Below are 13,914 nucleotides of genomic sequence, written 5' to 3' on the forward strand. Positions count from 1 at the left end.
GGGCTAGAGGAGCTCGGCGATCCGGTCCACCTGGGAGCGGTCCGAGCTGGTGGGGATGAGGTGCACCTCGTCGGTGCCGATGTCCTCGAACCGGCGCAGCACGTCGCGCAGGCCGGCCGGCGTACCCGCGAAGCCGGCCGTCGCGGCGAGCGCGTCGACCAGGTCGGCGGGCAGCCAGTTCATGTAGTGCCGCAGGTGCCGGTGGACCTGCTCGCGCGGCTGGTCCCCGATCGCGAACCAGAACGAGGTCGTCAGCCGTGGGGGCGGTCGGCCCGCGTCCGCCCACGCCTCCCGGGCGAGGTCGAAGAGCGAGGAGACCGCGGTGACGTCGGCGTCGAGGGTGACGCCGGCGAGCCCGTCGGCCCAGCCGGCGGCGTGCCGCACGGTGCGCGGCCCCATCGTGCCGACGAGGATCTCGGGCCCGCCGGGCTGCACGGGGACGGGTCCGACCGGGCGCCGCGCGTCGGCGACCCGCTCGCCGGCCCAGACGCGTCGCATCCGGTCGACCGCGTCCGCCATCGCGGCCATCGTCTTCGCGCCGAGGTCGGCGCCGGCCACGCGGTAGTCCTCGTCCCTGCCGCCGACACCGACGCCGACGGTGAGCCGGCCGCGGCTGAGCACGTCGGCGGTGGCGAGGCCCTTCGCGAGCAGGACCGGGTTGTGCAGCTGCGGCACCACCACGGTGGTGGTCAGCCGGACCCGGCTCGTCCACGCGGCCACCGCGCCGAGCAGCGTCAGGGAGTCGGGGTTGTCGAAGGCCATCCGCTCGCCGAAGCACAGCGAGGAGAACGCCCCCTCCTCGATCGTGCGGGTCCAGCGCTCGAGCACCTCGGCGTCGAGGTCCGGCTCCATCACCGGCAGCGTCATGCCCACGTCCATGCCGGGACTCTAGAACGTGTTCTAGAGTCCCGGCATGGACCTCGTCGCGATCGAGCAGATCCGCCAGCTCAAGTACCGCTACTTCCGCACCCTCGACCTCAAGGACTGGGACACCTTCGGTGACTGCCTGGCCGAGGACGTGGTCGCGCGCTACGGCACCCAGGCGATGGACAAGCCGCTGCACTTCGACAACCGCGCGGACGTCGTGGAGTTCATGTCCGGCAACCTCGGCACCGGGATCATCTCGGTGCACATCGCCAACCACCCGGAGATCGAGGTCGGTGAGGCCGGCGACACCGCGACCGGCTCGTGGGGCTTCGAGGACACCGTCATCGTCCCGGACTTCAAGGTCCTGATCCGAGGTGGCGGCTACTACCAGGACGAGTACCGCAAGGACCCCGACGGCAGGTGGCGGATCGCCTCGACGCGGTACGAGCGGATCTACGAGGCGATGACCTCCCTCGAGGACACCCCCAGCTTCAAGCTGATCGCCAACCGCTGGGACCCCGCGCTGCGGCACTGAGGACCGCGACGGCTTCGCTCAGCCGGGTGCGAGCCCGAACGCCGCCAGCAGGTCCGGCGCACCGTTCGCGTTGCCGAGCGGGGCGAAGCCGGCCACGTCGGCGTAGGCGCGTGAGAGCGAGTAGTGCGTGAGCGGGGTCGAGGCCGCGACCTGGTCGAGTGCGGGATGCGCGACCACGGTGAGGATCTGGTTGCCGTGGTTGCGGTCGTCCTCGTCCGCGGTGATGACGATCGCGAGGTGGCCGTCCTCCCAGTCCGGTCCGCTCATGGCCTCCTGCACGTAGGTGCTCAGCCACTGGTCGGCCTGGGCGAGCGCGCAGTCGTGGGCGTCGTTGCAGAGGTCCGGGATCACCATGCCGACCGCGGGCAGCCGGCCCGCGGCGGCGTCGTCCGTGAGCGCCGCCAGCGGTACGTCGTCGCGTTCGCACATCGATCGCTCGGCGGTGAAGTAGGCCCACGGGTTGTGCTTGACGGCGTACCTGCCCTGGTCGGTGCTCTGGCAGCTGCCGGCCATCCCGTCCGCGTAGAGCCGGGCGGTGCTGCCCTCCTGGACGGCCCGGCCGAACACGCTCGGCGAGCTGACCGGGTGGGCGCTCGGGGGCCCGTCGTCACCCACCCCGAAGGTGCTGCCGCCGGCGATCGCGAGGTAGTTGGGCAGGGAGGGGTGCGTGATCGCGGTGAAGTGCGCGGCGTAGCCGTACTGCTGGGCGAGCGACCAGGTGAACGGCATGCCCGCACGCATCTGGTCGAAGGAGTGGTTCTCCACGACGAAGACGAGCAGCTTGGTGACCGCGTTGCGAGCGGGGCCGGCGCTCGTCGTCGGCTGGGCGGGCTTCTTCGTGCGGGACGGGCGGTGCGAGGGCGACCCCGGCGTCGACGGCTCCCGGCCGGGGCTGTCGGTGACCGGCGCCGAGGCCGTCGTGACCTCGGGCGACCCGTCCGTACCGTCGCTTCCGTCGGTTCCGCACGCGGACGCGAGCAGCGCGGTCGCCGTGAGCGCAGCTGCCAGGAGCCTCTTCACGTCATCGAACCTAACGGGCGGCCCTCGCGCCGCTCGCGCGTGGTCGGGCTACCGGAGGTTCGCGGCCTCCGCGGCGAGCTTCGCGACCCGCTCCCAGTCGCCGCTCGCGATCGCGTCGGCGGGGGTGATCCAGGTGCCCCCGACGCAGCCGACGTTGGGCAGCGCGAGGTACGCCGGCGCCGTGGCGGCCGTGATCCCGCCCGTCGGGCAGAACCGCGCCTGCGGCAGCGGGCCGGCGACGGCCTGGAGGTACGGCGTCCCGCCGGCCACCGCCGCCGGGAAGAACTTCATCTCGGTCAGGCCCGCCTCCAGCACGGCCAGAACCTCGGAGACGGTGGCGGTACCGGGCAGGAACGGCAGCCCGGTGTCCCGCATCCCGGCGAGCAGCCGCGGGGTGCAGCCCGGCGAGACCAGGAAGCGCGCGCCCGCGGCGGCCGCGGCCGCAGCCTGCTCCGGCGTGGCGACGGTCCCGGCGCCGACCAGTACCTCCGGCACCTCCGCCGCGATCGCCCGGATGGCGTCGAGGGCGACCGGTGTGCGGAGCGTCAGCTCGACGGCGGGCAGGCCCCCGTCGGCCAGCGCCCGGGCCAGCGGCACCGCGGTCGCCACGTCGTCGACGACGACCACCGGCAGCACCGGGACGACGTCCAGCAGCGAGGCGGTCTGCTCAGGCAACGGGCACCTCCAGGTCGCGGGCGTCGACGGCAGCGACCGGCTCGCCGTACGAGAAGACCGAGGCGCCCCGGTCCGCCGCGCCGACGGCAGCGCGGAACGACTGGAACAGCTCGCGCCCCGTGCCCACCCACTCCTCGTCGCCGGGCGCGCGACCCGTCGCGGAGCGGTGCGGCAGCTCGGCGGCCTGGTCGATCGTGAGCAGGCCGGCGTCCGCGTCGAGCGTGATGATGTCGCCGTCGCGGACCCGTGCGAGCGGCCCGCCCATCGCGGCTTCCGGCGTCACGTGGATCGCAGCGGGCACCTTGCCGGAGGCCCCGGACATCCGGCCGTCGGTGACGAGGGCGACCCGCTGGCCGCGGTCCTGGAGTACGCCGAGCGCAGGGCTCAGCTTGTGCAGCTCGGGCATCCCGTTGGCCGAGGGACCCTGGTAGCGGATCACCGCGACCAGGTCGCCCCGGTCGAGGTCACCGTCCGCGAAGGCGGCGAGGAAGTCGTCCTGGTGGTCGAAGACCCGCGCCGGCGCCCGCACCACCCGGTGCTCCGGGTCGACGGCCGAGGTCTTCACGACGGCAGTGCCGAGCGGCCCGCGGACCACCTTCAACCCGCCGTCCGCCGCGAACGGCGCCCCGGCCGGCCGCAGCACGTCGTTGTCGAGGCTGCGGCTGGTGCGCTCCCGCCAGACGACCGTGCCGTAGCCGGCGTCGGCGAGCACCGGCTCCGCGACGTAGCGGCGCAGACCGTGGCCGGCCACGGTCTGCACGTCCTCGTGCAGCAGCCCCGCGTCGAGCAGCGTCCGCACCAGGAATCCGATGCCGCCGGCGGCGTGGAAGTGGTTCACGTCCGCGGACCCGTTGGGGTAGATCCGAGCGAGCAGCGGCACCACGGCGGACAGGTCGGCGAGGTCGTCCCAGGTGAGCTCGATGCCGGCGGCGCGCGCGATCGCCACCAGGTGCAGGGTGTGGTTGCTCGAGCCGCCGCTGGCGAGCAGCGCCACGCAGGCGTTGACGACCGTCCGCTCGTCGACCAGCTCGCCCACGGGGAGGCGGTCGTCGTACCGGCTGATCGCCACGGCGCGCGCGGCCGCCTCGCGGGTGAGCGCCTCGCGCAGCGGGTTCGACGGGTTGACGAACGACGAGCCCGGCAGGTGCAGGCCCATGACCTCCATCAGCAGCTGGTTGGAGTTGGCGGTGCCGTAGAACGTGCAGGTCCCGGGCGAGTGGTAGGACGCGGCCTCGGCCTCGAGCAGCTCCTCGCGTCCGACCCTGCCCTCGGCGTGCAGCTGCCGGACCCGGGCCTTGTCCTTGTTCGGGAGTCCCGACTCCATCGGCCCGGCGGGCACGAAGACGGCCGGCAGGTGGCCGAAGGAGAGGGCACCGATGAGCAGCCCGGGGACGATCTTGTCGCAGACGCCGAGCAGCAGCGCGCCGTCGAACATGTCGTGCGACAGCGCGACCGCCGTCGACATCGCGATCACGTCGCGGCTGAAGAGGGAGAGCTCCATGCCGTCGCGACCCTGGGTGATGCCGTCGCACATGGCCGGCACGCCGCCGGCGACCTGCGCGATGCCCCCGGCGCGGATCGCGGCGTCCTTGAGCAGCGCCGGGTAGGTGGCGAACGGCTGGTGCGCCGAGAGCATGTCGTTGTAGCTCGTGACGATCGCCAGGTTGGGCTTGGTGCCCCGCCGCAGCTCGGCCCTCGACCTGCCCTCGGCCGCCGCGAAGCCGTGCGCGAGGTTGGCGCAGGCGAGGCGGCCGCGCGCCGGGCCGCGGTCGGCGGCGGCGCGGATGCGGGAGAGGTACGTCGCGCGGCTGGCCGCGCTCCGCTCGGTGATCCGGGCGGTGACCGCCGCGACGGCGGGGTGCACAGGGGTGGGGCTGGTCATCGGTCGAGCTCCTGCCAGGTGTGGCCGGCCCGCGCGAGGAGCGCGTCGGCGGCATCGGGTCCGGCGCTGCCGGCGGGGTAGGGGTGCGGGTGGTCGGCCCCGGTCGCCCAGCGGTCGAGGATCGGCTCGACCCAGCGCCACGCGGACTCGAGCTCGTCGCGGCGCAGGAAGAAGGTGGGGTTGCCGCGGATGACGTCCATCAGCAGCCGCTCGTAGGGGCCGGGGCACCGCTCCGGAAACGTCGTGTAGCTGAGGTCGAGCGACGCCGGCCGCATCCGGATCCCGCCGGGGCCGGGCTGCTTGGCGGTGAGGTGCAGCTGCATGCCCTCGTCGGGCTGCATCCGGATGGTCAGCCGGTTCGGCTGGGCGGTGCCCGTGGCACCGGGGAACATCGCGTGCGGCGGTGCCTTGAAGACCACGTCGATCCGCGACTCCCGGCGCTGCATCCGCTTGCCGGTGCGCAGGTAGAACGGCACCCCTGCCCACCGCCAGTTCTCCACCTCGGCGCGCAGGGCGACGTACGTCTCGGTGGGCCCGCCGGGGCGCCGGGCGTCCTCGTCGTAGGACGGGACCGGCCGGCCCGCGATCTCGCCGGCGGCGTACCGCCCGCGGACGACGTCGCGGTCCACGTCCGCACCGACGAGGGGGCGCAGCGCCTGCAGCACCTTGAGCCGTTCGTCGCGCACGCTCTCCGGGGTGACGTGGGTCGGCGGCTCCATCGCGACCAGGCAGAGCAGCTGGAGCAGGTGGTCCTGGACCAGGTCGCGCAGCGCGCCGACCTCGTCGTAGTAGTCGACACGGTCGCCGACGCCGGCGTCCTCCGCGACGGTGATCTGGACATGGTCGACCCAGCGCGAGTTCCACAGCGGCTCGAGGAAGGTGTTGGCGAACCGGGTGACCAGCAGGTTCTGGACGCTCTCCTTGCCGAGGTGGTGGTCCATCCGGAACACCTGGTCCTCGGCGAACACCCGACCCGCCGCCTCGTTGATCTCCTCGGCGGTCGCGAGGTCGGTGCCGATCGGCTTCTCGACGACCAGGCGGGAGGTCGGGGTGACCAGGCCGGTGCGGTCCAGCCAACCGCACACCTCGGGCACCAGGCCGGCCTCGAGGGCGAGGTAGAAGACGCGCAGCGCGTCCGGCTCGCCGTCCCGGTCCTTGAGCAGGCTGTGCAGCAGGTGCCAGTCCTCGGCGTTGCCGACGTCGAGGCGCAGGTGGTGGATCCGGCCGAGCAGCCGGTTGAGCGGGCCGACCTCCAGGTCGTCGTCGGGCACGACGTCGAACAGCGCGGCGCTGACGAGCTCGCGGTACTCGGCGTCGTCCACGTCGGCGCGGGACACCCCGATGATCCGGGTGTCGTCGGTGAGGTGGCGGTCGCGCTCGCGGTGGTAGAGCGCCGGGATCAGGGTGTGCAGGGTCAGGTTACCGGTGTCGCCGAAGACCACGACGTCGCATGACGGCAGGGCCAGCTCGGGAGCATCGACTTCGGGCACGTGCTCCACCGTAGGGCCGAAGTGGGGTCACCATCAACCACTCTTTGGTCTTTTTCAGTCAAAAGTCAGCCGACTAAGGTGTGCCCATGGCGGAGATGGCGAGCGTGCCCGGCACGTCCGCCACCGCCGGGGACCTGCTCGCCCTGCTCCGATCCGGCGCTGCCGCCACCCGCTCCGACCTCCGGCGGGTCACCGGCCTGTCCCGCTCCGCGGTCGTGAGCCGGGTGAACGCCCTCGCCGACGCGGGCCTGGTGCTCGTCGGCGCCGAGCTGCCGTCCACGGGCGGGCGGCCGCCGGGCAGCCTGGTCTTCAACACCGACGCCGGCACCGTGCTCGCCGTGGCGATCGGCCGGTCCCGCTCGCAGGTCGCGGTGTTCGACCTCGGCGGCCGGGAGCTCGGGTCCTCCGCCGTCGACCACGAGGTCGGCGCCGGACCGGAAGCGGTGATGCCCGTCGTCGCGACCCAGCTGCGGACCCTGCTGAGCGACGACATGCCTCCGGTCCTCGGCGTCGGCCTCAGCCTCCCGGGCACCGTCGACCCGGTCCGGGCCGTCAGCGTGGACACCCCGGTGATGGCGGGGTGGGACGGCGTGGAGCTCGCGCCGTACCTCGCCGACCTCACCCGTGCGCCGCTCATCGTCGCCGGCGACACCGACATCCTGGCCCGGTCCGAGCGCCGTGACGGCCACGCCACGAGGTACCGCGACCTGCTCGTCGTCAAGGCGTCGACCGGCCTCGGGCTCGGCATCATCGCGGACGGCCGGATCGTCTCGGGGTCGCGCGGCGGCGCCGGCGAGATCGGGCACACCAAGGTCGCTGCGGCGGCCGGCCGGCCGTGCCGGTGCGGAGCGATCGGGTGCGTCGAGACGGTCGCCGGCGGCTGGGCGCTGGTCGCCGCGCTGCAGGCCGAGGGCCGGCCGATCGGGCACATCCGCGACCTGGTCGCCCTCGCGGTCGCCGGAGCCCCCGACGCGAAGCAGCTGCTGCGGGAGAGCGCCCGGCAGCTCGGCGAGGTGCTCGCGGTCGCGATCAACCTGCTCAACCCCCAGGTCGTCGTGCTCGGGGGTGACATGGCCGCGGCGTTCGACGTGTACGCCGCCGGCGTGCGCGAGAGCGTCTACGCGCTGTCCACCGCGCTCGCGACCAGCGACCTGCAGGTGCTGCCGTCGACGTACGGCGACCGCGCAGGCCTGGTCGGCTGTGCCGTCGCCGCCCTCGACGAGGTGCTCAGCCCAGCGGCGGTGGACCGCCGGCTCCGCGGGGCCGGCTCGGGAGGCACTCGATGAGGTTCAAGGTCGGCCGCCCCCACATCGGCCGCTACGCCGACCGGTTCGACCTGCCGGGGTCGACGAGCGGCCTCGCCGCGACCTTCCTCGGGGTGTCGAGCCTGCTGCTCGACGACGGCGAGACAGCGGTGCTCACGGACGGGTACTTCTCGCGACCGTCGCTGGCGCGGGTCGGGCTCGGCCGGATCGCGCCGGACGAGGCCAGGATCCGCAGCGTCCTCGACCGGGCCCGCATCGACCGGCTCGCCGCGGTCGCTCCGGTGCACACGCACTTCGACCACGCGCTGGACTCGGCCGTCGTCGCGCGGCAGACCGGCGCCGTGGTCGCCGGCGGGACCTCGGCGGCGCGTCTCGCCCGCGGCGCCGGTCTCGACCCCGACCGGGTGCGGGTGGTGACGCCGGGCGAACCGGTGTCGTTCGGAGGCTTCGCGCTCACCTGGATCCAGTCCGAGCACTGCCCGCCGGACCGGTTCCCCGGCGAGATCGCCGAGCCCGTGGTGCCGCCTGCGCGGGCCCGTGCCTACCGGTGCGGCGAGGCGTGGTCGATCCTGGTCGAGCACGCCGGCGGCCGCACCGCGCTGGTCCAGGGCAGCGCCGGGTTCGTGCCCGGGGCGCTGGCCGGCCGGGACGCGGAGGTCGCCTACCTCGGCGTCGGTCAGCTCGGCATCCAGAGCCACGACTACATCCGGACCTACTGGGCGCAGACCGTAGAAGCGGTGGGCGCCCGGGAGGTCGTGCTGCTGCACTGGGACGACTTCTTCCGGCCGCTCGACCAGCCGCTGCGGGCGCTGCCCTACGCTGGCGACGACCTCGACGTGACGATGACGGTCCTCACCGATCTCGCAGACCGCCAGGGCGTCGGCCTCCACTTCCCCACCGTGTGGCGGGCCGAGGACCCCTGGAGCCTCATCGCCCCGTCGCGCTGAGCAGCTCGGCCTGGTGCCGCACCGCGGCCGACACGCGTTGGTCGTCATCGGTGGCGAGCAGGTCGAGGAGTGCGCCCCGCAGCACCGCGAGGGCGACCGTACGACGAGCCAGGCCGCGCTTGCTGTTCCGCTCCCGCGGGGGCTGGCAGCTGGCCAGCAGCCGCAGCCAGTCCTCGACCGTGGCGGCAGCGAATCCCGACCACACACCGCCGGGGTCGACGAGCGACCGACCGTAGGCCTCAGCCCAGAGCCGCAGCAGCGCCCGGTGGTCGGCGGCGGCGAGCCACGCCCACACCTCCCGCACCGCCGGCACCAGGCCGATCGGCGTGCCGGCCGTTCTCGCCGCGAGCCGCTCCAGCATCGCCACCTCGTCCGCCCGGGCCCGACCGAGCAGGGCGCGCACCAGCCCCTCCTTGCTGCCGAAGAGGAACAGCAGCACCCGCGGACTGGAGCCGATCGCGGCCGCCAGCGGCCGCAGGGAGAGCTCGGCGAGACCGTGCTCGAGGACGTAGGAGTACGCCGCCTCGAGCAGCTCGGTCTGCCGAGCCGACGGCGCTGCGGGGGTTGTCGACTCGTCGGCCACGGAGCTAGTGTAGCGGCTACTGAAACGATCGTTTCAGTTACGGGCGAGAGGTGGATCCGGTGGCGGGGCAGGACGAGCAGTCGGCGGTGGTGGTCCGTCGGGCCGAGCGACCCGGCGACCTCGGCTGGATGGTGCTGGCGCACGGAGAGGTCTACGAGCGGCAGTTCGGCTGGGACACGGACTTCGAGGCCTTGGTGGCCCGGATCGTCGCGGACTACGCCGCCGACCACGACCCCGGCCGCGAGGCGGCGTGGATCGCCGAGGTGGGCGGCGCCAGAGCGGGCTGCATCCTGCTGGTCACCGACCGCGACGACCCAGCGGTGGCGCGGCTGCGCATCCTGCTGGTCGCCGAGGACGCACGTGGGCACGGCGTCGGCACCCAGCTGGTCGGGGAGTGCCTGCGGTTCGCTCGGGAGGCCGGCTACCGCACGGTGACGCTGTGGACCAACGACGTGCTCGTCGCGGCGCGGCGCATCTACGAGGCATTCGGCTTCGTGCTGGTCGACGAGGAGCCGCACCGCAGCTTCGGCAAGGACCTGGTCGGCCAGAACTGGTCGCTCGACCTCGGCGCTTGAGCCGCCGCGGCGCCGGCCGGTACCACTAGGTTGACGCCCATGAACCCCGTTGCAGGCCTCGCCATCGGCCGGATCGTCATCGGCCTCGCCATGTTCGTCGCGCCGCGCCTCGCCGCGCGCCTCTTCCAGCTCGACGGCAGCGGATCGGCGACCCCCTACATCGCGCGGCTGTTCGCCTCGCGGGAGATCGCCCTCGGGGCCGCGACCCTCGCCACCTCCGGCGAGACCCGCAACCGCCTGGTCACGGTCGGCGTCGCGGTCGACGCAGCGGACGGCGTGGCGGCGATCCTGTCCAACAAGAGTGGCGACGTCGGCAAGATCGTCACCGCCCTCCTGCTCGCTCCGGCGGCCGGCGCGGTCGCGGTCGGTCTCGGCGAGGTCGTGCGGTCGCGGTCGCAGGCCTGACGGCTCGCGCCGCGGCCCGACGGCATCAGCTGGTCAGGGGCCGCAGCGGGCAGCTCGAGATGTCCTCCTGGTCGGCGTACAACGGGAGCTCGGCCATCGTGCGCTCCAGCGCCTCGGCCGACCCGAACAGCCGGGACGGGTCGAGGTAGACCTCCTCGTCGAAGGACTCGCACACGATCGCCCGCACCGGCGGCGATCCCGGCGTCAGCGTGCGGGCGACCGCGTCGCGGATGTAGCCCTGGCGCAGCGGGTGCAGCTGTGCGGACGACGGCGTGTGCACGACGTGCCACCCGTGGAAGAACTCCTCCTCCGAGAGCCGCTCCGGCTTGGGGAACCAGGTGAAGTGGGTCAGCCAGTCGCCCGGCGCCAGCGGCTGCGGCACGGACTCGGTGACGAGGTAGGCATCGCCGGGCACCTGCTCGACGAGCTCCGGCCACACGTCGACCGAGTCGACCCAGAGCTCGACCATCGCCCGCAGCTCGGCGCCGCGGCCCATCAGCAGCGGCGCCCCGGGCAGGTCCGCGGCCGCGAGGACCCGCAGCGAGCGCATCCCCTGCACCGCGACGGCCGGCGCCGCAGCGACGGCCTCGTCGTCCCACACCAGCAGGTCGATCTTCTCCACGCGCACTCCTCGTTCTCGGCACGTCCGGGGTAGAACGTGTTCTAATCTGCTCCCGACGGAGCGTCAACGCACCCCGCGTCGGCCGTCGCGCGTCCCCGAGGAGGACCAGGTGTCCGAAGCGTCCCGCCCCCATCGTTTCACCGACAAGCGCGTCGTGGTGACCGGAGCGAGCGGCGGCCTCGGTCGCGCGGTCGCCGCGGCGTTCCGTGAGGAGGGCGCCCGCGTGCTCGCGACCGACGTCGTGCCGGGCGACGACGTGGTGGCGTGCGACCTCACCGACGACGCGGCGCGCGACGGCTTCGTCACCGAGGTGCTCTCCCGGCTGGGCGGCCTCGACGTGCTCTGCAACGTCGCCGGCATCCAGCAGTTCGCCGAGGTCGGGAAGATCACCGCCGAGAGCCTGCGCCGCCATCTCGACGTCAACGCCGTCGCTCCCCTGCTGCTCGCGCAGGCCTTCGCAGACGCGCTGGTCGCCGACAAGGGCAACGTCGTCTCCGTCGCGTCGATCTCCTCGGTGATGGGCCAGCCCTACAACACGCAGTACTGCGCCTCGAAGGCCGCGCTGCTCCTCGGCATGCGCTCGCTCGCCGTCGAGCTGGGCAAGAAGGGGGTGCGGGTCAACTGCGTGTCGCCCGGCGGCATCGACACCCCGATGGTCCAGGCTGCCGCCGCCGGGCTCCCCGAGGACGTCGACTGGAACCTGATCGCCAAGAGCACGTCGGTGATCCCTGGCTTCATGCCGCCCATCGACGTCGCCGAGGCACTGCTGTTCCTCGCCTCCGATGCAGCCGCCTCGATCACCGGCGCGAACCTGGTCGTCGACCGCGGCGTCGTGTGGTGAGCCTCCCGATCCCCCGGTGCGGGACGCGCGACCTGGACAGCTGAGTTCTGCTGCCGACGGGCTGGCACCGGAACCTCCGCGTTCGGTCGCGGACCACTCCTCGTTGGTGGCACCATCGCCGCAGCCCTTGGGTAGGCCGGGGGGCCGCGACGCTGAAGGAGGCGACCAGGCATGGGGATCTCTGATCGCCCACGGCGGCCGAGGTGACCTCGACGACCGGGCCCGCACCACAGGCCGACACGGTCCCGGTGCCTGTACCTCAGCGCGGCCGGTGGCGTCCCGATCGGCTCGCTGCCGCCATCGTGCTGATCGGCGTTCTCGCCACCGCGAGCGGCGTGTGGGCGTCGGTGCGTACCGACCACAACACCGAGGAACGCCTCCTCCAGGTACAGACCCGACAGGCAGCCACCGTCCTGGCCACGGCGATCGGCAACCTCCAGCAACCCCTGTCCGCGGCCCTGGACGTCCAAGCGGCCGTCCCTCGGACTCCTCGCGCCGAGCGAGCGGCGTTCAGCGACCAGTTCGCTCGCAACGTCGGGGACGACGAGCTGTTCCTCAGCGCGGCGCTGTGGCGCCGCACGAGCGACGGCGGTTTCGTGCGCGTCGCGAGCCTCGGCCTCCCCCCGGGCCTCCAGCCGGGCAGCACCCGGTCGGACGACTTCCTGGCTCGCGCCACGAAGGCGACCACCGCAGCCGTGCAGCGGGTGGACGTAGGTCAGCAGACCCGTTTCGCCTACGGCCTCGCGGACGACGACACCGGCCTGGTCGTCTACGCCGAACGCGCGATACCGGCGGATCGCCGGGCGCCGGTCGACAGGGACTCGGCGTTCTCCGGTCTCGACTACGCCATCTACCTCGGCTCGAGCACCGATCTCGACGACATGACCACGACCGACGTCGACCCCTCCGACCTACCGCTGACCGGGCTCACCTACGAGACCAGCGTCCCCTTCGGGGACAACATGCTGACCTTGGTCACCCGGCCGCGCGAGCACCTCGGGAGCGAGCTCGGCCAGCAGATGCCCTGGCTGGTCCTGGTCGGCGGGCTGACCGTCACCTTCGCCGCCCTCGCCGTAGCCCGGCAGGTGCTGCGCGCCCGGGAACGAGCTGAGAGCGACACCCGCACGATCTCTGCGCTGTACCGCAAGGTCGAGACCCTGTACGGCGAGCAGCGCGACCTCTCGGTCCGGCTCCAACGAGCTCTGCTCCCCCAGACCATCCCGACGGTGCCCGGCATCGAGATCGCCGCCGAGTACGTCGCCGCCGCAACGGGCATCGACATCGGTGGCGACTGGTACAGCGTCGTCGAGTTCGACGAAGGCAGGTTCGCCTTCGTCGTCGGCGACGTCTCCGGTCACGGCATCGACGCCGTCGCCGAGATGGCCAGGGCGCGCTTCACCCTCCGCGCGTACCTGGTCGACGGCGATGCCCCCGACCGGGCGCTCAGCAAGTGCGCGCCGCAGTTCGACATCGCCGCCGACGGACACCTGGTCACGGTCATCGCGGGAGTCGGTGACTGGCGCACCGGCGAAGTCACGATGGCATCCGCGGGCCACCTCGTACCGCTGCTGATCGACCCCGAAGGGGCAACCGAGTTCGTCCCGCTGCCCGTCGGACCGCCCCTGGGCACCGGCCCCAGCTCCTACGAAGCGGCCACCGTCGTCCTGCAACCAGGGTGGACTCTCGTCTGCTACACCGACGGACTCGTCGAGCGGCGGACCGAGGACATCGATGCTGGCCTGGATCGACTCGCCCGGGTAGCCGCTGGCATCCACAGCGGACAGACGAACCCGTTGCGCTCGTTCGTCGCCGCGCTGCTCGACGGCATGCGCGACGACGCCCGTAGCGACGACATCGCCGTCCTCGCCCTCAAGCGGGCGGACGCCTGACCACCGGCTCTGCGAGGGCTGGCCAGGGCCGGATGTCAGGCGCGCTCGGCCCAACGGCGCGACCATGCGTCGAGGGGTTCGAGCGCACCGCGCAGGTCTCTGCCCAGCGGCGTGACGGCGAAGCGGCCGTCGCCGTCCTGGACGACCAGTCCCGCTTCCGACAGCTCCCGCAGTCGTTGGTAGAGGACGCTCGAGGACATGTCGTCACACCGGTCCTTGAGCTCGAGCGCGCGCATCGGCTCATGAGAAAGCTCCCACAGGACCCGCAACGCCCACCTCCGGCCGAGAAGGTCCAGGGCAGCCATGACCGGGCGACCG

At 73.1% G+C, this 13,914-nt stretch carries 15 protein-coding genes; 7 read left to right on the forward strand and 8 right to left on the reverse strand.

Translation table 11 applies throughout. From position 1 onward, the window contains the following. Window positions 1-3: 3 nt before the first annotated feature. Window positions 4-879, reverse strand: coding sequence for an LLM class flavin-dependent oxidoreductase (locus ABD709_RS10400; protein ID WP_344775034.1), 876 nt, complete (start codon window positions 877-879; stop codon window positions 4-6). 34 nt (window positions 880-913) lie between these two features. On the opposite strand from ABD709_RS10400, the gene ABD709_RS10405 reads away from it, so the two are divergent. Then, entirely contained in the window at window positions 914-1,402 is a 489-nt protein-coding gene (locus ABD709_RS10405) for a nuclear transport factor 2 family protein (RefSeq protein ID WP_344775036.1), read from the forward strand. Between the two features lie 18 nt (window positions 1,403-1,420). Here ABD709_RS10405 and ABD709_RS10410 read toward each other — a convergent pair whose 3' ends face one another. From ABD709_RS10410 to zwf, 4 genes are read right to left on the reverse strand one after another with little or no spacing between them, the layout of a single operon-like run. Beyond that, window positions 1,421-2,422 (reverse strand): alkaline phosphatase family protein, encoded by a 1,002-nt coding sequence (locus ABD709_RS10410; protein ID WP_344775038.1) that lies wholly within the window; start codon window positions 2,420-2,422, stop codon window positions 1,421-1,423. A 48-nt stretch (window positions 2,423-2,470) separates the two neighbouring features. Further along, a complete protein-coding gene (gene eda / locus ABD709_RS10415; RefSeq protein ID WP_344775040.1) occupies window positions 2,471-3,097 on the reverse strand; it encodes a bifunctional 4-hydroxy-2-oxoglutarate aldolase/2-dehydro-3-deoxy-phosphogluconate aldolase in 627 nt (208 codons plus the stop codon). Further along, on the reverse strand, window positions 3,090-4,979 hold the full coding sequence (gene edd, locus ABD709_RS10420) for a phosphogluconate dehydratase (protein ID WP_425575101.1): 1,890 nt from the start codon (window positions 4,977-4,979) through the stop codon (window positions 3,090-3,092). The genes eda and edd overlap by 8 nt, the downstream gene beginning before the upstream one ends. After that, on the reverse strand, window positions 4,976-6,469 hold the full coding sequence (zwf, locus tag ABD709_RS10425; protein WP_344775042.1) for a glucose-6-phosphate dehydrogenase: 1,494 nt from the start codon (window positions 6,467-6,469) through the stop codon (window positions 4,976-4,978). The genes edd and zwf overlap by 4 nt, the downstream gene beginning before the upstream one ends. A gap of 86 nt (window positions 6,470-6,555) precedes the next feature. Between zwf and ABD709_RS10430 the strand changes: the two genes are divergently transcribed. Together ABD709_RS10430 and ABD709_RS10435 are read left to right on the forward strand one after the other, a co-directional pair. Beyond that, a complete protein-coding gene (locus ABD709_RS10430) occupies window positions 6,556-7,755 on the forward strand; it encodes an ROK family transcriptional regulator (protein ID WP_344775044.1) in 1,200 nt (399 codons plus the stop codon). Next, entirely contained in the window at window positions 7,752-8,681 is a 930-nt protein-coding gene (locus ABD709_RS10435) for an MBL fold metallo-hydrolase (protein WP_344775046.1), read from the forward strand. Before ABD709_RS10430 ends, ABD709_RS10435 begins: the two co-directional genes overlap by 4 nt. Here the strand turns inward: ABD709_RS10435 and ABD709_RS10440 are convergent. Next, a complete protein-coding gene (locus ABD709_RS10440; RefSeq protein ID WP_344775048.1) occupies window positions 8,662-9,264 on the reverse strand; it encodes a TetR/AcrR family transcriptional regulator in 603 nt (200 codons plus the stop codon). The genes ABD709_RS10435 and ABD709_RS10440 overlap by 20 nt on opposite strands. A gap of 59 nt (window positions 9,265-9,323) precedes the next feature. On the opposite strand from ABD709_RS10440, the gene ABD709_RS10445 reads away from it, so the two are divergent. After that, on the forward strand, window positions 9,324-9,839 hold the full coding sequence (locus ABD709_RS10445; RefSeq protein WP_344775050.1) for a GNAT family N-acetyltransferase: 516 nt from the start codon (window positions 9,324-9,326) through the stop codon (window positions 9,837-9,839). Between the two features lie 39 nt (window positions 9,840-9,878). After that, window positions 9,879-10,244, forward strand: a complete 366-nt coding sequence (locus tag ABD709_RS10450; RefSeq protein ID WP_344775052.1) for a hypothetical protein — start codon at window positions 9,879-9,881, stop codon at window positions 10,242-10,244. Window positions 10,245-10,269: 25 nt separating this feature from the next. Here the strand turns inward: ABD709_RS10450 and ABD709_RS10455 are convergent, their stop codons facing one another. Continuing rightward, window positions 10,270-10,866, reverse strand: coding sequence for a hypothetical protein (locus ABD709_RS10455; RefSeq protein WP_344775054.1), 597 nt, complete (start codon window positions 10,864-10,866; stop codon window positions 10,270-10,272). 109 nt (window positions 10,867-10,975) lie between these two features. On the opposite strand from ABD709_RS10455, the gene ABD709_RS10460 reads away from it, so the two are divergent. Both ABD709_RS10460 and ABD709_RS10465 read left to right on the forward strand, forming a co-directional pair. Next, window positions 10,976-11,707 (forward strand): SDR family NAD(P)-dependent oxidoreductase, encoded by a 732-nt coding sequence (locus tag ABD709_RS10460; protein WP_344775056.1) that lies wholly within the window; start codon window positions 10,976-10,978, stop codon window positions 11,705-11,707. 248 nt (window positions 11,708-11,955) lie between these two features. Next, a complete protein-coding gene (locus ABD709_RS10465; RefSeq protein ID WP_344775058.1) occupies window positions 11,956-13,596 on the forward strand; it encodes a PP2C family protein-serine/threonine phosphatase in 1,641 nt (546 codons plus the stop codon). 35 nt (window positions 13,597-13,631) lie between these two features. Here ABD709_RS10465 and ABD709_RS10470 read toward each other — a convergent pair whose 3' ends face one another. After that, complete coding sequence (locus ABD709_RS10470; protein WP_344775060.1) at window positions 13,632-13,901, reverse strand: winged helix-turn-helix transcriptional regulator; 270 nt, start codon at window positions 13,899-13,901, stop codon at window positions 13,632-13,634. Between the last annotated feature and the right edge of the window lie 13 nt (window positions 13,902-13,914).

The sequence above is a fragment of the Nocardioides panacisoli genome (genome assembly GCF_039537325.1).
Classification (GTDB): Bacteria; Actinomycetota; Actinomycetes; order Propionibacteriales; family Nocardioidaceae; genus Nocardioides; species Nocardioides panacisoli.

Bases quoted from the DNA above. Each gene is read 5' to 3' on its own strand.
- ABD709_RS10400 (WP_344775034.1), bottom strand. From the start codon at position 879: ATGGACGTGGGCATGACGCTGCCGGTGATGGAGCCGGACCTCGACGCC.
- ABD709_RS10405 (WP_344775036.1), top strand. From the start codon at position 914: ATGGACCTCGTCGCGATCGAGCAGATCCGCCAGCTCAAGTACCGCTAC.
- edd (WP_425575101.1), bottom strand. From the start codon at position 4,979: ATGACCAGCCCCACCCCTGTGCACCCCGCCGTCGCGGCGGTCACCGCC.
- ABD709_RS10430 (WP_344775044.1), top strand. From the start codon at position 6,556: ATGGCGGAGATGGCGAGCGTGCCCGGCACGTCCGCCACCGCCGGGGAC.
- ABD709_RS10435 (WP_344775046.1), top strand. From the start codon at position 7,752: ATGAGGTTCAAGGTCGGCCGCCCCCACATCGGCCGCTACGCCGACCGG.
- ABD709_RS10450 (WP_344775052.1), top strand. From the start codon at position 9,879: ATGAACCCCGTTGCAGGCCTCGCCATCGGCCGGATCGTCATCGGCCTC.
- ABD709_RS10470 (WP_344775060.1), bottom strand. From the start codon at position 13,901: ATGGCTGCCCTGGACCTTCTCGGCCGGAGGTGGGCGTTGCGGGTCCTG.